Annotated in this window: 20 protein-coding genes; 13 read left to right on the top strand and 7 right to left on the bottom strand. The window is 41.7% G+C overall.

All coding sequences use genetic code 11. The annotated features are described in order from the left end of the window. Window positions 1-27: 27 nt before the first annotated feature. The 3 genes from LAJ61_RS04045 to LAJ61_RS04035 all read left to right on the top strand — a co-directional run bounded on the left by LAJ61_RS04045 (window position 28) and on the right by LAJ61_RS04035 (window position 3,031). Window positions 28-687: a potassium channel family protein gene (locus tag LAJ61_RS04045; RefSeq protein WP_224054559.1), complete on the top strand. Its 660-nt coding sequence runs from the start codon at window positions 28-30 to the stop codon at window positions 685-687. A 37-nt stretch (window positions 688-724) separates the two neighbouring features. Next, window positions 725-2,122: a TrkH family potassium uptake protein gene (locus LAJ61_RS04040; RefSeq protein WP_224054558.1), complete on the top strand. Its 1,398-nt coding sequence runs from the start codon at window positions 725-727 to the stop codon at window positions 2,120-2,122. A gap of 198 nt (window positions 2,123-2,320) precedes the next feature. Continuing rightward, window positions 2,321-3,031 carry an exonuclease domain-containing protein gene (locus LAJ61_RS04035; RefSeq protein ID WP_224054557.1) on the top strand — a complete coding sequence of 237 codons (711 nt, stop codon included), beginning with the start codon at window positions 2,321-2,323 and terminating at the stop codon, window positions 3,029-3,031. A gap of 44 nt (window positions 3,032-3,075) precedes the next feature. Here LAJ61_RS04035 and hemJ read toward each other — a convergent pair whose 3' ends face one another. The 3 genes from hemJ to bioB form a co-directional block, all read right to left on the bottom strand. Further along, on the bottom strand, window positions 3,076-3,519 hold the full coding sequence (hemJ, locus tag LAJ61_RS04030; RefSeq protein WP_101965092.1) for a protoporphyrinogen oxidase HemJ: 444 nt from the start codon (window positions 3,517-3,519) through the stop codon (window positions 3,076-3,078). A gap of 91 nt (window positions 3,520-3,610) precedes the next feature. Then, window positions 3,611-4,762, bottom strand: a complete 1,152-nt coding sequence (locus LAJ61_RS04025) for an aminotransferase class I/II-fold pyridoxal phosphate-dependent enzyme (RefSeq protein ID WP_224054556.1) — start codon at window positions 4,760-4,762, stop codon at window positions 3,611-3,613. Between the two features lie 72 nt (window positions 4,763-4,834). Then, window positions 4,835-5,854 (bottom strand): biotin synthase BioB, encoded by a 1,020-nt coding sequence (gene bioB / locus LAJ61_RS04020; protein ID WP_224054799.1) that lies wholly within the window; start codon window positions 5,852-5,854, stop codon window positions 4,835-4,837. 674 nt (window positions 5,855-6,528) lie between these two features. Between bioB and LAJ61_RS04015 the strand changes: the two genes are divergently transcribed. After that, window positions 6,529-7,233 carry an AraC family transcriptional regulator gene (locus tag LAJ61_RS04015; protein ID WP_224054555.1) on the top strand — a complete coding sequence of 235 codons (705 nt, stop codon included), beginning with the start codon at window positions 6,529-6,531 and terminating at the stop codon, window positions 7,231-7,233. 101 nt (window positions 7,234-7,334) lie between these two features. Then, entirely contained in the window at window positions 7,335-8,240 is a 906-nt protein-coding gene (locus LAJ61_RS04010) for a DMT family transporter (protein WP_224054554.1), read from the top strand. Window positions 8,241-8,328: 88 nt separating this feature from the next. Here the strand turns inward: LAJ61_RS04010 and LAJ61_RS04005 are convergent, their stop codons facing one another. Together LAJ61_RS04005 and aciT are read right to left on the bottom strand one after the other, a co-directional pair. Beyond that, window positions 8,329-9,747, bottom strand: a complete 1,419-nt coding sequence (locus LAJ61_RS04005) for a hypothetical protein (RefSeq protein WP_224054553.1) — start codon at window positions 9,745-9,747, stop codon at window positions 8,329-8,331. A 338-nt stretch (window positions 9,748-10,085) separates the two neighbouring features. Further along, window positions 10,086-10,532: an AciT family ciprofloxacin tolerance protein gene (aciT, locus tag LAJ61_RS04000; protein ID WP_224054552.1), complete on the bottom strand. Its 447-nt coding sequence runs from the start codon at window positions 10,530-10,532 to the stop codon at window positions 10,086-10,088. 571 nt (window positions 10,533-11,103) lie between these two features. Here aciT and glyQ point away from each other — a divergent pair. The 8 genes from glyQ (at window position 11,104) to LAJ61_RS03960 (ending at window position 20,376) form a co-directional block, all read left to right on the top strand. After that, complete coding sequence (gene glyQ / locus LAJ61_RS03995; protein WP_224054798.1) at window positions 11,104-12,030, top strand: glycine--tRNA ligase subunit alpha; 927 nt, start codon at window positions 11,104-11,106, stop codon at window positions 12,028-12,030. A 6-nt stretch (window positions 12,031-12,036) separates the two neighbouring features. Further along, entirely contained in the window at window positions 12,037-12,924 is an 888-nt protein-coding gene (locus LAJ61_RS03990) for a DUF4145 domain-containing protein (RefSeq protein ID WP_224054551.1), read from the top strand. A 143-nt stretch (window positions 12,925-13,067) separates the two neighbouring features. Next, complete coding sequence (locus LAJ61_RS03985) at window positions 13,068-13,937, top strand: sulfite exporter TauE/SafE family protein (RefSeq protein ID WP_224054550.1); 870 nt, start codon at window positions 13,068-13,070, stop codon at window positions 13,935-13,937. A 122-nt stretch (window positions 13,938-14,059) separates the two neighbouring features. Next, window positions 14,060-16,162 carry a glycine--tRNA ligase subunit beta gene (gene glyS, locus LAJ61_RS03980; RefSeq protein WP_224054549.1) on the top strand — a complete coding sequence of 701 codons (2,103 nt, stop codon included), beginning with the start codon at window positions 14,060-14,062 and terminating at the stop codon, window positions 16,160-16,162. A 236-nt stretch (window positions 16,163-16,398) separates the two neighbouring features. Then, the gene (locus tag LAJ61_RS03975; protein ID WP_065253243.1) at window positions 16,399-16,701 is read left to right on the top strand and encodes an IS630 transposase-related protein; all 303 of its coding nucleotides are present in this window, start codon (window positions 16,399-16,401) and stop codon (window positions 16,699-16,701) included. Beyond that, window positions 16,694-17,236, top strand: a complete 543-nt coding sequence (locus LAJ61_RS03970; RefSeq protein ID WP_224054797.1) for an IS630 family transposase — start codon at window positions 16,694-16,696, stop codon at window positions 17,234-17,236. The genes LAJ61_RS03975 and LAJ61_RS03970 overlap by 8 nt, the downstream gene beginning before the upstream one ends. A 176-nt stretch (window positions 17,237-17,412) precedes the next feature. Continuing rightward, window positions 17,413-18,867 carry a hypothetical protein gene (locus LAJ61_RS03965; protein ID WP_224054548.1) on the top strand — a complete coding sequence of 485 codons (1,455 nt, stop codon included), beginning with the start codon at window positions 17,413-17,415 and terminating at the stop codon, window positions 18,865-18,867. Between the two features lie 222 nt (window positions 18,868-19,089). Beyond that, complete coding sequence (locus LAJ61_RS03960) at window positions 19,090-20,376, top strand: O-acetylhomoserine aminocarboxypropyltransferase/cysteine synthase family protein (protein WP_224054547.1); 1,287 nt, start codon at window positions 19,090-19,092, stop codon at window positions 20,374-20,376. Window positions 20,377-20,524: 148 nt separating this feature from the next. On the opposite strand, the gene tsf is transcribed toward LAJ61_RS03960, so the two are convergent. Both tsf and rpsB read right to left on the bottom strand, forming a co-directional pair. Next, window positions 20,525-21,403: a translation elongation factor Ts gene (tsf, locus tag LAJ61_RS03955; protein ID WP_007115804.1), complete on the bottom strand. Its 879-nt coding sequence runs from the start codon at window positions 21,401-21,403 to the stop codon at window positions 20,525-20,527. Window positions 21,404-21,631: 228 nt separating this feature from the next. Beyond that, window positions 21,632-22,405, bottom strand: a complete 774-nt coding sequence (gene rpsB / locus LAJ61_RS03950; RefSeq protein ID WP_050324911.1) for a 30S ribosomal protein S2 — start codon at window positions 22,403-22,405, stop codon at window positions 21,632-21,634. Window positions 22,406-22,606 lie beyond the last annotated feature (201 nt).

Here is a 22,606-nt window from a genome sequence, read left to right as displayed (position 1 = left end):
AAATTTATCATAAAGGAACAATAAAAAATGCAATTTGCCATTATCGGACTGGGTGTTTTTGGTATTACCTGTGCTAGAGAGCTTGAAAAATTGGGCAACCAAGTCCTAGCGATTGATATTGATGAAAAACTGGTTGATGACATCAGTGAATATGTCACCCGTGCCGTAATTGCTGACGCCACCGACAAAGACACCATAGAAGAGCTTGACCTTGCAAGTTTCGACGGGGTGCTCGTGAGCATTGGTGATAACCTTGAAGCCAGCTTGCTATGTACACTCAACCTACTAAGCCTGAACGTACAAAACCTATGGGTGAAAGCCAAAACCGACTCCCATCACCAAATCCTAAAAAGCTTAGGCGTGAATAATATCATTCACCCCGAACAAGACATGGGGATTCGTATTGCCCAAAAAATGAACTATCCGATGGTCAAACAATACATGGCATTGGGTGACGAGCAGTTTTTGGTTCGCCTAGACCCACCTGAGCAGTGGCGAGGGCATCCGTGGTCGGATGTACAACATAGCCATCCTGATATTATCTTTATCATGCTAAAACGCAACCAGCAAATCTTTAACCAATTACCAGATGGCTTTTTCTTCCAAGGCGGGGATAAATTGGTGGTAGGGGGTGACACCCAAGCGCTGCGTCGCCTTGCCAAAGTCATTCGCCAAACGGCTATTTAACCCACCACTCACGCAAAAAAGGTAATTAGGTGTAAATATGCCGTTTCGTGAAGTCAAAAAAGGCGACAAACCAAAGATTATTGATAAATCAAAACCCAGTACTCACGACCCAGAGCCGCCTACTAAACAGGGACTGCATTTGTCCTCGCCTGCTATTTTGTCCTTGGGGTTTTTAGCGTTAATTGTGATGGGAACGGTTTTGTTGTCATTGCCAATCGCAACGATTCAACCGATTAGTATCCTAGCGGCAGCCTTTACCGCGACGTCTGCGGTGACCGTCACGGGGCTAAATGTGGTAGATACCGCTAACTATACCACGTTTGGACAACTGGTGATTGCCGCGCTGATTCAATTTGGCGGTCTAGGCTTTATGACTTTTGCAATTTTGGTATTGACCAGTCTGCAAGGTAAAATGGGATTATCAGGCTCAATCACGGCGCAAGAAGCGTTGGGTACTCATAGCAACCAAATTGGTAGTACAGCCAAAGCGGTAATCAAAATTGCCTTTATCACCGAGAGCTTGGGTTTTTTAGGGTTAACGCTATTGTTAGCACCGCTAAAAGGGCTAAAAGATGCGATGTATGAAGCGTTTTTTCTGTGTATCTCAGCATTTAACAATGCAGGTTTTGCGCTAAATGGCAACAATATGACTGCTTATGTGCACCATCCGATGATTAGTTTTATCATAAGTCTGCTGATTATCACGGGCGGTATCGGGTTTTTGGTGATTTTAGATATCATCAAACACAAGCGCTGGCAAAAATTTACCCTGCACACCAAGGTCATGATTTTGGGCACACTAGCGCTCAATATCATTGGTTGTATGATGTATTGGTTACTTGAGCGTCACAACGCCAAAACCATTGGCGGATTGAGCGAAGCTGGGCAGTGGTTTGCGTCTTGGTTTATGGCGGTGACGTCACGTACCGCAGGTTTTAATAATATTGATTATAGCCAAGTGACAGATGCCAGTACGTTATTGACCTTTATATTGATGTTTATTGGTGCAGGCTCAATGTCCACAGGTGGCGGTATCAAAATCGGCACCTTTGTGGTTATCCTAGCATCGACTAGGGCATATTTGCGTCAGCACCCGCAAGTGACGATTTTTCATCGTGCTATCTCTGATCACTTGGTAAAAAAATCGTTTGCGGTGATGAGCACCTCGATTTTGATGATTGCTTTAGCGGCATTTATTTTAACCATATGTGAGCCAGAAGGGCATTTGACTGATATTTTATTTGAAGTGATATCGGCATCGGCAACCGTCGGTTTGTCGCGAAATTTCACCCCGACCTTGAGTGAGCCCGGGCAATGTGTGATTATGTTTATGATGTATATGGGGCGTCTTGGACCGTTAACCTTGGCGTATTTTATTGCCACCCCTAAACCGACCCGTATTCGTTATCCTGAGACCCATACCCTTGTTGGTTGAGTTGGTAAATTTGGATAAGCCGGCTAATTTAACAGGATTCGCGAGGTGGTAAATACCAAGCAAGACCTTTAGACAGCGATTGGTGTATCCAAGATATTCAAAACCTAAGATACTGAAAACCTAAGGAAGCTATCACCAAATCGTGTATGATGATTGTCTACAACGGGTGAATTGAGCGATTTAGTAAGTTTTAAGGTTATGAGTAGTTATATTTTAGATACAGAAGCGCATGGATTGGTTGAGCCACATGCGACCGAAATCGCCTACATTGGCGTGGTGTTTAGTCCAGCAGGCGAGCTGATGCTACAGACCCACAACGCCTTTGAGCAGCGCTTTAACCCACACAAAAAAATTACTTTGGGTAGCCAAGCCATCACAGGGATTTTTGACGACGATGTGGCAGACAAGCCGCCGCATACTGATTTTCAGTTACCAAAAGACTGCGAGTATCTCATTGGGCACAATATCGACTTTGATGCTGAAGTGCTGACCAATGCTGACTGTGATTTATCGAGCATTAAGCGTATTTGCACTTTGGCACTGGCGCGGCATTTTTTTCCGCAGTTAGATAGCCATAGTTTGGGTGCGCTACTGTGTTTTTTTGAGCCGCAGGTTGCCAAGAAAAATATCAAATTCGCGCATGGTGCCAAATACGATATTTGGTTTACCTTTTTGGTCTTAAAAGCTATCTGCTATCAGCATCATATCACCGATATGGCTCAGCTGTATCAAGCCAGTGAACATGCCCGAAAACCCACGGTAATGCGCTTTGGCAAACATAAAGGGGTTGCCATTAAAGACTTGCCGCCTGATTATGTTGATTGGCTGCTCAAACAAGCTGACCTTGACCCGTATTTACACCTTGCGCTCACCGAAAATAGCGCAGGCAATCATGGCAACCTTCTATGATTGAACCCTTGCGCTATGATTTAACCCATGAAGTGCCAAAATGATTACGCGCCAAATTGCGGTTTAACAATCACCAAAATCACCACGGCGACTAAAATAAACACAGGCACCTCATTAAACCACCGCCAAAAAACATGGGTTTTATAGTTAGGGTTATCAATCAATTTTAAGCGAAATCGACCACAAGCTACATGATATACCGTCAACGCAATGACGCAGACCAGCTTGATATGTAGCCAAACTTGGGTTTTATAACTGTCCCAATTGGGTAGCAGCATACACAAGCCAAAAATCCAAGTGGCAATCATTGCAGGTGTCATGATGCCGCGATACAGTTTACGCTCCATCAATGCAAATCGCTCTTGACTGATTTTATCGGCACTCATGGCATGATACACAAACAAGCGTGGTAGATAAAAAATCGCGGCAAACCAACACACCAATGAAATCACATGCCAGGCTTTAAACCATAAAAAATATTCTGTCATTGCTTACCCCGATGATGATGCAACTAAACAAGCTTACTCTAAATCAGCTTACTCTAAATAAACTTGCCCTAAAAAAGTCTGCAAATAGCCGTTATTTTAAAGTTTGCATGATGGCAAGTAAATCCGAGATTTGTTGTTCACTATGACGAGCACTCACGCAAAAGCGTAGCCGTGCTGTACCTACCGGCACCGTGGGTGGACGGATGGCCGAGACCCAAAAACCGCGAGATTTTAACGCGTTGGCAAGCTGCAGGGTTCTGTCATTATTGCCAATGACCACAGGAATAATGGCTGTGGTCGGTATTTGATTATCAATACCTACTTGCCAATTTTGCTGCAATAGCCCTTGACTGAGCTGTTCGATATTAGCCAGTAATTGATTGCTGCGCAACGTATCGGTTTGCGACATGACTATGCTGGTTTTAGTCACGCTGGCAAGCACAGGGGGCATCGCCGTGGTATAAATAAATGAACGGGCAAAATTGGTCACATAGTCAATCAGCTCACTCGAACCTGCGACAAATGCGCCACTGGTACCTATCGCTTTACCAAAGGTGCCGATATAGATATCCGCTTGCGGTTGGGCTTTTTTATAAGCCTGATAGGGCAGCCCAAAACCGTGGGCATCATCTACCATCAAGGCGCATTCATAACGAACCGCTAACGTATGCAGCGCATCTAAATCGGCAATGGTACCATCCATACTAAAAATATGATCGGTGACAATCAGTTTTTGCTTAGCGCTACTTTGCGAAAGCAGCTGCTCTAATTGGCTATAATTGCGATGCCCAAAACGCATGACTTTGGCACGGCTAAGGATTGCCCCATCGACAATGGAGGCATGATTGAGCTTATCACTGAAAATCATGCTATCTTTACCACACAACGCTTGAATCACACCGACATTTGCCATATACCCTGTGCTAAAAGTTAATGCCCGTTCATAGCCTGTCACTTGGGCAAGGGTGGTATCCAACTGTTCATGCCAAAGCGTATGCCCCGTAATCAGGTGCGACGCGCCACTACCCACTTGCTGGATGGTTTTTGCAGCTTGGCTAAACGCTTGTATGAGTTGCGGGTCGGTGGCAAGTCCCAAATAATCATTGCTGGCAAAGTTGACGTAGGTTTTGCCATCTATGTCAATGGTGGGCGTCACGCCATGACGAATGGGCGTCAGTTGACGATACAGGTCTTTTTGGCGCTGTTCATCAAGGGCTGATTGAAGGGCAAAATTGGCTAACATACTGTTCAACTCTGTTAAAGCATCGTTAAAGCATCTAAGAAAAAACCGCCACTTGGGCGGTTTCTTGGCATATCAAACGACAGCCAAACTCCCGATGCGACCATTCATCGCATTGGTCACCGGGATTTGTCGAGGCTCGGCTTTCTCAACCGTCAACCCTAAATCGGCAATCAACTGATCATCATGATTGGTGGTAGCATTATCGGTGGTCAATAAACGATTCCCATAAAAGAAAGAATTGGCACCTGCCATAAACAGCATGGCTTGCTCGGCATCGGTTAGGCCTTCACGACCTGCGGCAATACGCACATAGCTGGTTGGGCAAGCAAGGCGCGTGACAGCAATGGTACGAATCCACTCAAGCACAGGCAAGCGCGTGCCTTGCAGCTGATCTGCAATTGGCGTGCCTTCAATGGGTACCAGCATATTGATTGGTACTGATTCAGGGGGTTTTGGCAGATTAGCCAGTTCTGTCAGTAGGTTGATGCGGTCATCACGACTTTCACCCATACCGATGATACCACCTGAGCAAATATTAATGCCTGCCTGACGCACATGGTCAAGGGTAGTTAGACGGTCATCATAACTACGGGTGGAGACGATATGGTTATAGTACTCGCGTGAGGTATCAAGGTTATGGTTGTAGTAATCCAGTCCCGCCTCAGCAAGTACTTGCGCTTGGTTACCCGATAACATGCCAAGCGTCATGCAGGTTTCTAAGCCTAATGCTTTAACTTCTTTAATCAGCTCAACCACATAGGGCATATCTCTATCGTTTGGGTGCTTCCATGCCGCACCCATACAAAAACGGCTAGAGCCAGCTGCTTTGGCTTTTTTGGCCTCGCTAATCGCTTTTTGTACTTCGATTTTCTTTTCAGGTTGTAAGTCGGTGCTATGGTGTCCTGACTGTGAGCAATAGCCACAATCTTCAGGACAATTGCCTGTTTTTATTGATAGCAGGGTACTGATTTGTACCGCATTGGGTGAAAAGTGTTCGCGAAGTTTGTTTTGCGCGAGCAACAGTAAATCCATCAAAGGTAGTTCAAACCAAGCTTGGATTTGCTCGCGAGTTGGGCGGCTTTGGGTGGTCATTGTGGTGCCAATCGGTTGTTCTGATTGTTGAATTGCTAATAAGTCTGCCATGACAGCTATAATCCTAATTAAAACAAAGCTTAAAATGATAAAAGGTGTCTCATCATACCAAAAAAAAACAACCGCCTAAAGCAGAATTCACACGAAAATCGATAAAAACGTTGTCAAGCAAACGCTAACAGCAAACCTTGATAATAAAAGGCTTCAAGGCTATGATGACAAATAGATATATCATAGACAAATACCGATACCATATAAATGGCCACCAAAACGGCTACCAACTTTTAGATGGTTTATTTTTGCCTAATCTATCAAGTCAGTCCATCAGGCAGTAATGTAGGTAGCCCAAATTGATAAATTGCTCAAAACAGGCTTACCATGACAACATGGCGTTACTTGAAAAAATGGCTTAAATGCCGAAGTTATCTCTATCCAAAATTTTATAACAATTTTTAGCGGTTTTACAGGTAATTCCAGTAGGGACATTGCCACATCTCTAAACTGTACGGGTTTGACGACAAAAAACACAGTAGCTACAGGCTAATAATCTCAACGGTTTTAATTGCTAAGCGCATGATAGGCGCGAAATACTTCATTGTTACATACAGTGAGCGCTTGACGTATTATTTTTATTAAGCGGGGCTATAGAGAAAAAATGATAAGCAGAGAAACAAATGATAAACACGCTCTCAGTTAGATCCTATAGTCATCAAACCAAAGGGCATTCTCATAACTTTCATCAAATTGTTTTACCGCTTCGAGGCGTTATAAACATTGAGGTTGAAAACTATATTGGTAAAGTTACACCAAGGGAATGTGTTGTAATCAAAGCATACGAAGAACATTATTTTAATGCTGAAGAAAATGCAAAATTCATTGTGGTTGATACAGATTTTTTACCAGATCATATTCTTGATTCGGAAAAAATTGTCTTTTCAATCAGCTCAACATTATTATTATTTTTAGAGTTCGCTGAAAGTCAGTTAAAGAACCAAGTTCATGCTGAAATTGAATTATTAATGTTTACTACTTTCTACAGACTCTTAGAAGAACAACAATTATTTGTTCAGTATGACCATAGGATTAGAGAGGTCGTGGACTATATTCATAACAACCTTTCTCATAACTTATCGATAGAAGCTTTAGCAAATATTGCTTGTTTGAGTGCTACCCAGTTTAAAAAGAACTTTAAGTCACAGACGGGTCAGACAGTAACTGCGTACATTACAGAGCTGAGAATGCAAAAAGCCCAAGCTTTATTACTACATACTGATTCCCCCATTGCTATCATTGCTGAATTAGTGGGTTACACGAATGTCAGTGCATTTAGTCGCCGTTTCTCAAAGTATTTCGGTATCCCACCTTCTAGAATTTTCTAAGTAAAACGCGTCTGAGTAATCAACAAAACCGTCCAATCTGCAAAATCCAATATCAATAGCCCTCTATAATAGTATTATTCAATATAACCTTGAGAGTATTTATGATGTTTCAGGTGAAATCCAGTTTGAGCGCTATTGTATTTGTAGTGATTGCTAGCATTCTTTGGGGTACAACAGGGACTGTATCCGCTTTAACGCCTGATGTCAGTCCTTTAGCAACGGGTGCATTTGCAATGGGTGTGGCTGGCATACTGCTAGTAGTAAACGCTAGACAACACATCGTTCATGATAAGATAAAATTAACTTCTCAGCCTAAGGTCTTATTAGTAGGAGCGATATGTATTGTCATTTACCCATTAGCCTTTTATTCTTCTATGCGTCTAGCGGGTGTCGCTATCGGAACAGTTATCACAATTGCTAGCGCGCCATTTTTTACGGTCACGATGGAGCGTCTAATCAGCAATAAAAAGATTAATAAAAAATGGGTAGTAAGTTTTCTATTTGGTGCCGTGGGTGTCAGTTTACTGACTATAGGGAAAACTAAAAATATTGACTTAGATATAGGGGCGAACAATCAAAAATGGGGAATATTACTAGGTTTGGTTGCAGGATTAACGTATGCCACGTACTCGTGGTCAGCACGGCAAATGATAGAGACAGGCGTAGACGCTAAATCTGCCATGGCAAGTCTGTTTGGCCTCTCCGCAATCGTATTGTTACCGTCATTACTGTTTACAGGCGATAACCTATTTTTAGATGGTAAACATATAGCAGTTGCTTTATACATGGCAATTGCACCGATGTTTATAGGGTATTTACTTTTTGGTCAAGCACTGAAAGTCATTGAGGCGAGCCAAGCGACGTTAATTACATTATTGGAGCCTATCGTAGCAACGATACTTGCGGTTATTGTGGTTGGAGAGGTTTTTTCTCCTATTGGTTGGTTGGGTATGTTGCTAATGATTATTTGTCTTTTACTACAAATAGGGGGCGCAAAATCAAGTTAATAAAACACAAACACAGTAATAGCAAGACTTAAAGACAAAAAAAACAACCACCTAAAGTGATTGTTTTTTATCATTTAATAACAATGACTTATTTGTCGTGAGAGCTATCACCACGAGTGATTGAAATATTGGTGATAGGTGATTTATCATCAGTGACTGCGCTAGTTTTGACATTGTCGGCAATGACCTCATCAGACGCATGCTTTGCTTCAATCTCAGCCGATTTACGCAGCGCAGGCGTTAAGTTATCATTATCGGCTGACTTGGCGAACACATTGTCAGGACGGATGCTATCATCATCTGCCGTACTATCTTTAGCCGTATTACCTTGAGCGTTAGTAGTATCTTTAGCCGCTTCATATTTCTCTTCGATGGCTTTATTATCAGATACATCAGAATCATTCGCTGTTTCGTCGGTCAGCTTTTGCTTACCTTGTTCGATTTTATCTTTTGCTTCACTGACTTTTTCTTTGGCTTCATCGTTTAGCGCATCTAGTTTGTCATCGGCTTGGGTTTTTAACGCGTCAACCTTTGATTTAGCATCATCTAGTTTTTCACCCGCTAGGCTTTTAACGTCAGCTAATTTTTCAGCCGCTTGGTCTTTGACGTCTTCAAGCTTGGTTTTAGCCTCCGCAAGTTTATCGTCCTTAGTGACTTTCGCTTCATCCAATTTTTCAGTGGCAGTTTCTTTAGCGTCATCAATTTTATCAGCCGCTTGTGCTTTAACCTCATCCAGTTTTTCTTTGGTTTCGCCAAGTTTTTCATTAGCGGTGTCTTTAATATCCGCTAATTTTTCGCTCGCATCTTCTTTAAGTGAATCGATTTTTTCTTTGGCTTCGGTTTTTAGCTCATCAAACTTTTCCACGGCGTCATCTTTGATTTCAGCCGCTTTCGCCTTAAGGGTCTCTAATTTGCTCGTAGCTTGTGTCTCGCTGTCAGCATTAACGTCTTTGGTGTTTGATTGATTAAAGTATTTGCTGCTGCCAGATGCTTTACTTGCGCTCACGCCCCCAATCATTGCCATAGCTTTACTGCAAAGTTCTTTGGCAAAAGGTGTGGCTTTCTCAATCAAGGGTTTCGCTTGTTCAACCACAGGCTTAAGTGGTTCGGGTACTTTTGGCACAATGAATTTTGCGATTTGGTTAAACCACATCAGCAGTGAATAATCACCCGACATTTTTAAATCGCCATTTTGGATGCCCGTCATAAATGCCGTCGCTTCACCTTTAGTGAGCAATTTTACACCCGTCATTGAGTCTTTAAAGGTAATCGTCAACGTTGGCTCTTTGGCTGGACCTGCATGTTGGCTAAAAGTACCGTTATTGATTTGGTAGTAACGTGACGTTTGTTCCGCGTCGCTGCCGAGTTGAATGGTAAAATTACGGTTTTCTAATAAACCTTTAAATTTGTCATCGCCCATTTTGGCAAGTTGGGTTAAACGCAAACCAACGGCAAACAATAATACGTCAAGGGGATCTGATTTGATTTGGGTTAATTGAGATAACATACGTGTCCTCCAAAATTATAGATTTTATAGATATTGCAATGCGCAAGGTCTTCAAATAAATGACGATACTTAAGTCACTCATTTCAAAGAAATTATAATTCGCTATTACAAACGATTTAATAGCTTTGTTATACAATATATTATAAGATCATTGATGCCAAGTTACAGTAATGTTTAACATACCAGTATCATTTTTTGTAATCAAAGCGTTTGATTTGTGTATTTAAACAGCATTACACAGCGAGCCTCTTACCTTTTATCATGCTGAACCCCATAAAAAACCCATCAACAGGATGGGTTAAATAACTTGCTATAGCGATAAGGTGGCGAGGTTGTTATTAGTATTTTGAGTCAAACACAGAGGCATGACGAACAAAATTTTGATGAAAATCGGTATCTTTTTCTAACACCACAGGACGGTGACCGGCGCTCATTTGGACACTGCTTTTTAACATAGCTTGGTGGGTAGTAGCTTGTCTCGCCGCTTTGTTAAACTTAGGTTTTCCATTTAACGCTATCACAATGGGAATCATCGATAAGCCAATTGCCGCCACATACGCATCCGTGCCAGTCAATGATGACAGCGTGACGACTGCCCAATGCAGCCCTTCCACCGAAATCCAGTACACCATACCCAACATAAAATACCCCAATACAAAACGATAAGGGGTAAATGCAATCGCTAGCATACCGACAGTCACTAGAACGATTAAAAACAACCAGTTAGAAGTTAACGACGTAGCAGCTAATAATAGACTTGCCGAAATAAGCATGGTTGACCTCATGAAAAGTTATTAAAAACAACTACTTAAAATAAATTAAGTAAAAGCTTGTGTAGGTTATTATGGCGGTAAAAGATGAAAATTAAAAGTCAAAACCCAACTAAAACGACAATGGATGACGTATCAAATTTGGCTGATTTATCTCAAAAAAAGCGATTAAGAAGGCTAAAACCGTATAAAAAAACAAAGCAATCAATCGTCGAAATCTCTTGTTCAAGGGTAACAGGAATTTTCGTAAATCTAGTAAAAAAGTGCTAAAATGCGGTAACTGATTTGTCGCGAAATGTATATTGTTTTGATACTTTGTAGTTTTGCCAGCCAATTAATTTGCTCAATAACCATTGCTATACCTGTAGCTGAAAAATTGGATAAGTTTGCTATTTTGGGCGTTTTAAGTAAAAATATCGTTCGGCAATTGTAGCGCCTATTTTAAGTGCTATTTGCGATGCAAAAAAATTTAAATTTTTAATGTGACTAATTAAAAAAACTGACGCTTTATCAAAATTAACTGGACAACTATTTTGATAAACACGGTTTGCCTAATCACCGACTATATAGTGGTAATTCTCGTATGATGACGTTTCAACAATTGATTTTAACTTTGCAAAATTATTGGGCAGAAAAAGGTTGTGTGGTGTTACAGCCTTACGATATGGAAATGGGTGCAGGCACGTTTCATACCGCCACTTTCTTACGAGCATTAGGTCCAGAGCGTTGGCATGCCGCCTATGTACAGCCATCACGCCGTCCCACCGATGGTCGCTATGGCGACAACCCAAACCGGTTACAACATTATTATCAGTTCCAAGTGGTACTTAAACCCAATCCACCTGATATTCAAGAGTTATACTTGGGGTCACTCAAAGCGATTGGCATTGATACTCTAACCCATGATGTCCGCTTTGTAGAAGACAACTGGGAATCACCAACGCTTGGCGCATGGGGACTTGGTTGGGAAGTTTGGCTCAATGGCATGGAAGTTACCCAGTTTACTTACTTCCAGCAAGTGGGTGGTATTGAGTGTTTCCCAGTGACAGGAGAAATCACGTACGGTCTTGAGCGCCTTGCCATGTATATCCAAGGCGTGGACAGTGTGTATGACTTGGTATGGACGGATGGCGAATTTGGTCGTGTCACTTATGGCGATGTGTTCCACCAAAATGAAGTGGAACAATCGACCTACAACTTTGAACATGCCGATGTGGCAAAGATGTTTGAGTTGTTTGATTTTTATGAAAGCCAAGCCGACAAATTGGTCGGTCTTAATCTGCCGCTGCCTGCGTATGAAATGGTGCTCAAAGCGTCACATACCTTTAACTTGCTAGATGCGCGTGGGGCGATTTCAGTCACTGAGCGTCAGCGCTTTATCTTGCGTGTGCGCACCTTGGCGCGTAAAGTAGCACAAAGCTATGTAGAAACGCGCGCCAAATTGGGCTTCCCATTGGCGGATGAAGCCCATCGTCAAGAAGCCTTGGATAAATATTTGCCGAAAGCTGAGTAAGTTAAAATGGCAGAAAATACACATATTACTAGCTATTGTAAATCATGTGGGAAAGACACAAATCAACTTATCGTTAAAGAATACTTTGTACCATATGACCCTAATGATTATCCAGAAGAGCTATATTATCAAATTATAAAATGTGCAGGTTGCGATTATGTTTCTTTCAGAATAATGCAAATTGATTTGCAGGATGAGCACTATGATTTTAATGGTGATTTATATTACCCGAAAAATGTTACCAATTATCCTGTTCCCTTGAAAGGACATAAAGAATTTCAATGGTTTGAGTTAGCTGAATTGCCAATAATTGTAAAAAGTATTTATCAGAATACTCTCAAAAGCTATGCAAATGATTCAAAAATCCTAACTGGTATTGGCTTGAGAGTTTGTATTGAAGCAGTTTGTAATGATTTGAAAATAAATGGTAAATCTTTAGAAATTCGAATAAATCAACTTCAAAAAAACGGTTATATTTCCAATGGTGATAAAAGTCTATTACATGGTATTAGATTTATGGGAAACGATTCCGCTCATGATATTAAGGAACCAACCTCTGAAGAGCTAGAAGTTGCACTTAGAATTGTTGAGCATCTCTTTGAAAGCGTTTACATACTTCCTGAAATTGCAAATGGTAAAATTCAAACAACTGTAGAAAAGTATGATGATTTTATTGCGTTACTTTCAAAAAATTTGAAATCTAATTTTAATCAAGGTGACACGTTTGGCTTATTTAAGTTTTTAGAAAATGATTTTAGAAGATGTCAAAATAATATAAGCAACTTTGAAAGCCAATTAATCAGTGATATACAAAGTGGAAATTTCAATTTGCTATCTTTAGGAAACAAAGCAACGTTCAATAATCAAAGCATTCAGCAATTTATTGTTAATTAAAGAAGTCGAAATTATATTATGTAAATATTCTAATATTGCATATTCATATCAATAAACACCACACAGAGAAATAAGCAAATTTCGCTAAAATACCCTCCTTATTCAGTTTGGATAACCATTTTGGATAAATAGAGGAGCGGTGAGTGGAACTTTATTTTATTTTAGCGGGTATTTTTGTCGGATTTTGCGTAGGTGTGACGGGCGTGGGCGGTGGGTCACTGATGACGCCGATTCTGATTTTACTGCTAAAAGTAGAGCCGCATATTGCTGTCGGCACCGATTTGCTATACGCCGCTATTTCCAAGTTTTTTGGTGGTGTGGTTCATTTTAAAAAATCAAATGTTGTTTGGCCAATCTTGCTATGGCTAGCGATTGGTAGTATTCCAGCCTCCATTGTCACTAATTATCTCGTCGCTACTTACTTGGGTAATATCAACGCCATCAAACTAATCATGACCTTGATATTGGGCGTGATGTTGACCATTACCGGGGTTTCGCTGATTTTTCGCAACCGTATCGAGGCGTTTTTTGACAAATACCGCACAACTGACCAAACTGACAGTCTCACCTCCCAAATCCCCAAATATAAATTGGTGCTGATGGGCATATTGCTCGGGGTAGTAGTGACCTTATCGTCGGTTGGGGCAGGGGCATTTGGCGTCATGGCGCTGGTGCTAATTTTCCCCCAATTGCCACTCATTCGCATCATCGGCTCGGATGTGGTACATGCGGTGCTGTTAACCTTGGTCGCAGGTCTCGGACATTTGCTGTCAGGCAGTGTGGATTTTCACATGCTGACCTTTTTGCTCATTGGCGCGATTCCTGCCATTATTGTAGGTACATTATTGAGCAGTAAACTACCTGAGAAAAAATTGCGCCCGATTTTAGGGGTGACGCTGTTGTTGTTAGGCATTAACTTTGTGGTCAATCCTGCCAAAGCCAAACCAAAAGCGGCGGTCAATACGCCAGTCGCTATAACCGCTGTAACGACTTCGGCAAGCGCCAGCCGATAAGTTTAATTTTCGTTTTGCGCTGACGGTTTTCTTGATTTGCCCCGCTGATGGGGCATTTTTATGGCTTAAATTTCTGCTATAATCGCCTATATTTACCTTATTTGAATCAACAAGGCTTTAGCATGTCTACTATTTTATTTGAACTTGGCACCGAAGAATTGCCCCCAAAAAATCTAAAAACATTGCGCGATGCACTCACTGACCATGTCACCCAATCGCTAAAAGATGCCAATATTCGCTTTGATACCATTAAAAGTTTTGCCGCCCCACGTCGTCTTGCCTTACAGATTCAAGGAATTAGTGAAAAACAGCCCGATAAAATCGAACAAAAACGCGGTCCTGCGGTCAAAGCTGCCTATGATAAGGACGGTAACCCAACCAAAGCGGCACAAGGATTTGCCCAAGGTTTGGGTATTGACGTCAAGGATTTGATTACCATCAAAGGTGATAAAGGCGATTATATCGGCTATGAAATGAGTGTCATCGGTCAGCCTGTGACCGAGTTGTTGCCGAGCATTTTTCAAAAAGCCTTAGATGAGTTGCCGATTGCCAAACGTATGCGCAGTGGCTCAGAGCGTTCTGAGTTTGTTCGCCCTGTCAAATGGTTAGTGCTACTCAAAGACGACCAAGTGCTATCAGCGACAATTCAAGGATTAACGTCGGGTGAGACAGGGTCGCAGGGCGTTGAAATGGGTCGTTATAGTCTTGGACATCGTTTCCATCATCCTGATAGGGTTAGAATTGACACGGCGGACAGCTATGAGCAAAACCTTGCCGAGGCGCACGTCATCGCTGATTTTGACAAACGCCAACAACTTATCAAAGAGCAAGTGCAACAGCTTGCCGATGAAGTAGGGGCGACTGCTATCGTACCGCAATATTTGCTTGATGAAGTCACTGCGCTGGTCGATTATCCAGTAGCGCTACGCGCAAGCTTTGAGCCACGATTTTTACAAGTGCCGCAAGAAGCCTTGATTAGCACCATGCAGGCGGATCAAAAATATTTTTGTTTGACTGACAGCCAAGGTAAATTACAGCCTTATTTTATCTTTATCAGTAACATTGACAGTAAAGATAAAGCGCAAGTGATTGCCGGTAACGAAAAAGTGGTACGTCCACGCCTTGCCGATGCTGAGTTTTTCTTTTTACAAGACCAAAAACAGCCGTTATTTGCACTGACTGAAAACCTTAAAACCCGCGTATTCCAAGATAAGTTAGGGACAATTTGGGAAAAATCTGAGCGTATTGCCAAGCTAGCTGCCTTTATTGCTACCCAAATTGGCGAAGACGTTGAGCAAACGGCACGGGCAGGCTTGCTGTCAAAAGCAGACCTTGCCAGTACCTTGGTGGGTGAGTTTCCAGAATTACAAGGCGTGGCAGGGACTTACTATGCGCGTTTAAACCAAGAGCCAGAAGCGGTGGCGGCGGCAATCGAAGAGCAATATCTGCCAAAATTTAGCGGCGATAAATTACCCGCGACCAACATTGGAACAGCGCTGGCATTAGCAGACCGTTTGGATACGCTGGTCGGTATTTTTGGTATTGACCAAGCGCCAACCGGTTCAAAAGACCCGTTTAGCCTACGCCGCGCGGCGATTGGAGTACTGCGTATCTTGATTGAGAAACAACTGCCATTAAATCTAGTAGTATTGCTTGAGCAAGCTCTATTGGGTTATGTAGGCAAAATTGACGACTTACCAAAAACTTTCAAACAAGTGATGGAGTTTATCAATTCACGCTACCGTGCCATGTATGAAGACCAAGGCGTGAGCGTGGATACAATTATGGCGGTACAGGCGCTACAACCGCAAGTGCCAATGGATTTTGACCATCGCATCAAAGCCGTACAAGCCTTCCGTGATTTGCCACCCGCCAAACAACTTACCGAAGCCAATAAACGCGTTGCCAATATTTTAGCCAAGGCTGAGGGTGAGATTGCAACCCAAGTACAAACGGCTTATTTACAAGAACCTGCCGAAAAAGCATTGTATCAAGCGGTGCAAACTGCAGCGCAAAGTATTGAGCCCCACCAACACACTGACAACGCCAACTACACCCAAATTTTACAATCGCTAGCGACACTGCAGCAGCCATTGGATGACTTCTTTGAGCAGGTGATGGTGAATAGTGAAGATGCTAATCTTAAAGCCAATCGGTTGGCGCTGCTAAAAAAAGTGCGTGGATTGTTTTTAACGGTTGCAGATATCAGTGAGTTACAGCTATAAGCTAATTTAGACACGAGTTAATTTAGACATGAGTTAACGCTTTAATCATAGGGCTTCGATACTATTGCTTTAATACCCCTTTTAATATCATTGGTTAAACCCATACTGACAATGGTCATTATGGGTTTTTTTACAAGCTAAAGATATTTTTACACTTGTTTTTGCTAAATTGGCAGGCTAGTTTACGCGTATTTGATACTATAGTTAAAGAAATCTAGAAGTGCTACAATAACAAAATGGCATACTCAACCGACTACCGACAAATGATACTGGACAAGCACGAAGCAGGAAGAAGCATTCGTAGCCTTGCCCAAGAATTTAATATCAGCACACGCACTTTACAAAACTGGAAAAAACAACCAGAACGTAAAGTGGTTAAAACTCGTAAAGGCAAAATCGACATGGCTTTACTCAAGCAAGATGTCGAAAAATACCCTGACAGCTATCAACGAGAGCGAGCTGTACGTTTCAACTGCACTCAAAGAGCGATTGGGATAGCCTTAAAGCGGCTTAAAATCACTCAAAAAAAAGATACTTAAACACCCACAGGCAGATGAAATAAAACGCCAGACATTCATCCAGCAACTGGCAGACTATCAAAGCAGCAACCGACCTATTATCTACCTTGATGAATGTGGCTTTAAAACTAGTAGCTATCGCCCTTATGCTTATGCACCAAGGGGGCAAAAATGCTTTGATAGCTACAACTGGCAGCTAAAAAGTACCACCAATGCGATTGGGGCTATTCATGGTAATCAGCTGTTTGCTGTAGGGCTATACGATTTTAATATTAACGCTGATGTCTTTTATCATTGGACAAAAAATCTGTTATTACCTGCATTGTCACCACATAGCTTGATTGTAATGGATAACGCTAGATTTCACATTCGAGAAGATATTGAAAATCTTATCGAGCAAGCAGGTCATACAATTCTTTGGTTGCCGCCTTACAGTCCTGACCTCAATCCTATTGAACATATTTGGGCTTGGGTTAAAAGGTTAAGACAAGATTGGCGACTTGATGATATCGATAAGCTATTCTTCTACTTTATGTGGATTTGTGGTAGTTTTTAATTTCTTTTACTATATTTTAAGGGTGTTTTTGTCTGAATTGCTCTCTAGGGTTTATGATGGTATAAACAGTATAACCAATATAACCAGGTTCAAAACTTTTGGTAGATTGTGTATTTAACGGTGGGGTTTTATCTATTATTTATTTTTTCTAATTTATCTTCTTCTAGGGTAATTACGTGAAAGTCAGAAATAACGATAGCTTGTTTCAATATATGGTGCGTACCAAAAGGTGTCGGCTTCTTTTACAAAGCCTAGTTGTGCTGTGTTTGTTTGTGCTAGCGTTTGTGATTATCAATGTATATATTGCGCGTTTTTTAACCCAGTCCACCCAGCATATGGATATCATCGGCAACATCAGTGATTTGACGCTTGAGATAGCAACCAGTGCGCAGCATCTAACAGTAACACCTCACAACGATAGTCAACAAATCATTCAGACCTTACAAAAACAGGCGGCTGAGTTAGACGGTTATATGGCACAGTTGTCCCGCTATCCAAAGCAAGAAACGGCGATGGATGAATTTGCCATTATTTGGCAAGACTATCGCCAAAGAATCGCGCAAGTTTCTGAGCAAGATGAAAAAGGCAAAGTTGAATTGGCTGAGTTTGCTTATCACAACCAAGCCAAAATTTGGTCATTGATGAATATTGGCTATGACACTTATCTCAATGACACCTACCGTACTGCAGATTATTCGCGCTATTTGACCTATTGCAGTTTTTTTGCCTTGATAGCCTATATCATCTTTTTTATCCATTACACCATCAGACACATGTATCACGATGATGTGGCGATTGATAAAGCGCAGACCGATATGCGTGATATCATGAACACAGTCAAAAAAGGCTTGTTTCTCATCGATGAGAAAATGGTCATTGGTGAGCATTATTCCAAAAAACTAGAGCAGTTATTGGGGCGCAAGCAGTTAGCTGGGCTTACATTACCCCAGCTGTTACAAAATATGGTCAGCGAAAAAGATATCAGAGCGACACAGCATTTTATCAATTACCTGTACCAATCCGACGTGGATGAAGAGTTGATTCAAGATATCAACCCACTTAAAACAGTCGAGTTGATTTTTTTAGATGAAACAGGCTTTACCAACAAGAAATACCTGCATTTTGAATTTTTACGGGTGGTTAAGAGCGCGAATAAAAAATCCATTCATCTATTTGTCAGCGTGGTAGATATTACCGAAACGGTGCTTTTAACAAAGCAAATCGATAAGGTAAAAGATGAATACCATAAATTTATCAGCCGCGCCGTCTATCTATTAAGTTTAGATACGCAAACAGTTGATGATTTTATTGCCACCAAAAGAGCCACTGTTGCGGCTATAACCGATATCTTATATGGGCAGGTATTGGACAAAGCGCAGTTAGTGACAAAAGCCAAGACCTTGCTAACAATAACACAAACACTAGCAGATGATACCCAAGTTTTACGTCTCAAACAATATGATGATGTTGTCAATAGTTTGGTATATGAGCTAAAGCGTTTAACTCGGTTATCTCATATTCAAACCAATGATTTTACTAGCTTTATCCTTAAGCTTGATTCCTATCAAGAGATGTTAAATTTAACTGAGCATTTAATCAATGAGCAAGCTGAGCAAGCTGAGCAAGCCTGATGGGTTATCTACAAAAAATTAAAACTCCCATTAGTTATAGTTTGTGAGGTATTTCTGTATTAAACGCGGGCCTTTAAACGCCAATTCACCACGAATCGATATTCCAAAACACGGCATTAATGTTCTAATAATGCTCTATTGTGAATTTGCAAAACTGATTAGCAACTCGTTACAATGCAAAAGAGATTTTTTTGCTAATTAAACTAAATTAAAGGAATATGTATGAGCCCACCGCATCGCCCAGAAACGCTTGCCATTCATGCAGGCTATGAACCAGAACCGACCACCAAAGCTGTCGCTGTCCCTATCTACCACACCAGTTCGTATGCCTTTGATAACACCCAACACGGTGCTGACCTTTTTGATCTTAAAGTTGCTGGTAATATCTACACCCGTATCATGAACCCAACCAACGCGGTGCTTGAAGCACGTATGGCAGCGTTAGAAGGCGGCATCGGTGCATTGACGGTGGCATCCGGGATGGCGGCGATTACTTATACCATCCAAACGCTATGTGAAGCAGGCGATAACATCGTCTCAGTATCAACTTTATATGGTGGTACTTACAACTTATTTGCCCATGCGTTGCCACGTCAAGGTATCGAAGTGCGTTTCTTTGATTATACCCGACCTGAGACGTTGGTTGATTTGATTGATGAACGTACTAAATTGGTATTTGGTGAAAGTATTGGCAATCCATTGGGTAACGTACTGGATATCGCAAAAATTAGCGAATTTGCTCATAGTAAAGGCGTACCTGTGGTGATTGATAACACCGTCGCCACGCCAACATTGTGCCGTCCATTTGAGCATGGTGCTGATATTGTGATTCACTCATTGACCAAATATGTGAGTGGTTCGGGCACGTCGGTTGGTGGGGTGATTATCGATAGTGGTAAATTTGATTGGGGCGCTCACAAAGAACGTTTCGCGATTTTAAATACCCCAGATGCCAGCTATCATGGTGTCAATTTTGTCGAAGCCATGGGTGCTGCGGCATTTATTGCACGCGCACGCGTTGCGCCTTTACGTAATACCGGTGCGGCACTAAGCCCAATGAACGCTTGGCAAATTATGCTTGGATTAGAGACGTTAGCCTTGCGTATGGAGCGACATTGCCAAAATGCCCAAGCCGTGGCAGAATTTTTAAACCATCATCCACAAGTGGCTTGGGTCAAGTACGCAGGATTAACCGACCATCCAGAGCATAAGCTTGCGCAAACATACTTTGGTGGTAAGCCATCAGCGATTCTAACCTTTGGATTAAAGGGCGGTCGTGAAGCAGGGGCGAAATTTATTGATGCGCTACAATTAATTACCCGTCTGGTCAATATCGGTGATGCCAAGTCACTCGCTTGCCACCCTGCAACTACCACGCACCGCCAATTAAATGCTGAAGAGTTGCAAAAAGCAGGCGTTAGCGAAGACATGATTCGTTTATCCATTGGTATTGAACATATTGATGACATCAAAGCTGACCTTGAGCAAGCGTTAGCCGCAGCCAATTAATCGCTTCATCTACAAATAATTGCTTCACATGAAAAAGCGAGCCTTCAACTCGCTTTTTTGAATTTAAAAAATAAAAAAATTAGACAAAAAAATACCCCAAATTTATGGGGTATTTTTAACAAGTTAACCGCTCAGCAGTTGTCGCTTATTATTTAGCTGCTGCTGCTTGAGCCGCTGCTACTTCTTCAGCGAAGTTTTCTTGTTTTTTCTCGATGCCTTCACCCACTTCTAAGCGTTTGAATGCTTTAACCGTCATACCTTCAGATTTTAATATATCGCCAACTTTTTTCTCATTGTCGATAACGTAAGGTTGGTTCAGCAAAGTCACTTCGTTCAAGTACTTTTGTAGACCGCCGGTGATCATTTTTTCAATTACGGCGTCTGGTTTGCCAGATTCTTTTGCTTTCGCTTCGATGATGTCTTTTTCGCGCGCTAGCGTATCAGCAGGTACATTCGCTTCATCAACAGCGATTGGGTTGAATGCAGCAACTTGCATGGCAACGTGTTTTGCGGTGTCAGCGTTACCGCCTTCAACAGAAACCACTACACCAATACGAATACCGTGACGGTAAGAGGCTAGGTTGTCACCTTCAATCACTTCTGCACGACGTACTTGGATGTTTTCACCGATTTTTTGTACGAGCTCAACACGGGCTTCTTCAACCGTTTGACCATCGCCATACGGCAATGCAGAGATAGCCGCTACATCAGTGGTATTGTTGGCGAGTGCAAGTTCAGCTACTTTGTTCGCAAATGCGGTGAAGTTAGCATCTTTTGCCACGAAGTCAGTTTGGCAGTTTACTTCAAGTAGTAAGGCTTTGTTACCTTCTTGGGCGATAATGATAGCGCCATCAGCAGCAATGTTACCTGCTTTTTTAGCAGCCTTTGCTTGACCTGATTTACGCAAGTTATCGATTGCGGTTTCGATGTCGCCGTCTGCTTCTTGCAGGGCTTTTTTACATTCCATCATACCAAGACCTGTACGGTCACGTAATTCTTTTACCAGTTTTGCACTAATTTCTGCCATGAGATACCTCAATTGATTATCATTATAGATGAGAATTGGGTTGTTTATTGTCTAAACAGTTGGAGATTAAAGGACAAAAATTGATGATTTTTGCCCTTTAATATTACGCTACAAATTCGAATTTTTATAAACCAATTTTATGTTTACCCATCAAAGTTAGTTTATAAAATTTTGATGACAGTATCATAACAACCTAATGAATGCGCTGCTATGATACTACGGTAACCCTTATTCTGCCGCAGCTTCTGCTGGTGCTTCAGTTACTGCTTCTTCTTGATTTGCTGCTTTGCCGCCTTGAGTTTTAGCGTATTCTTTACCAGCGATAATTGCATCTGCAACCGCTGATACATATAGCGTTACCGCACGAATCGCATCGTCATTGGCAGGAATGACATAATCTACGTCATCTGGGTTTGAGTTTGTATCAACAATACCAATAACAGGGATACCTAAGTTTTTTGCTTCTTTGATTGCAATCGCTTCATGGTCAACGTCAACCACAAAAATTGCATCAGGTAAACCGTTCATGTTTTTGATACCGCCTAACGCACGCTCAAGTTTTTCCATTTCACGAGTACGCTCTAGCGCTTCACGTTTGGTTAACTTAGCAAACGTACCGTCTTCAGCTTGTTTTTCGTATTCTTTCAAACGAGTAATTGACTGACGGATGGTTTTCCAGTTGGTTAACATACCACCTAACCAACGATGGTCAACATAAGGCATACCAGCGCGAGCCGCTTGTTCGCTGATAACGTTGCTTGCCGCACGTTTAGTACCAACAAATAGTACTTTGTTGCCACGTGCTGCTTCACGGTTAACGAAGTTTAGTGCTTCGTTCATCGCTTTAACTGTATGCTCAAGGTTAATGATGTGGATTTTGTTACGTGCACCAAAAATAAATTTGCCCATTTTTGGATTCCAAAAACGAGTTTGGTGACCAAAGTGTGCACCGGCTTCTAAAAGATCACGCATTGAAACTTGGGTAGGATTAGCTGACGCCATGAGATTTCCTTAAGTAAAGTTGGGTTATGCCTCCACATTACCGATTAAGCCGATTTGCAAACACGCATCAAAATCTACAGGATTTTAATTAATCAAATTTGCAAACACCCAGCTTAACTCTTATCAAGCTTGTTAGCTTGAAAGTAGCAATGTGTGTGTCATGTTAGTAAATAAAAAAAGCAATTTGCCATTTCAAGATAA

The sequence above is a fragment of the Faucicola osloensis genome (assembly GCF_020041925.1).
GTDB classification, from domain to species: domain Bacteria; phylum Pseudomonadota; class Gammaproteobacteria; order Pseudomonadales; family Moraxellaceae; genus Faucicola; species Faucicola osloensis_D.
The sequence above is the reverse complement of the archived record's forward strand: the minus strand, read 5'-3'. Positions and strand labels throughout refer to the sequence as shown.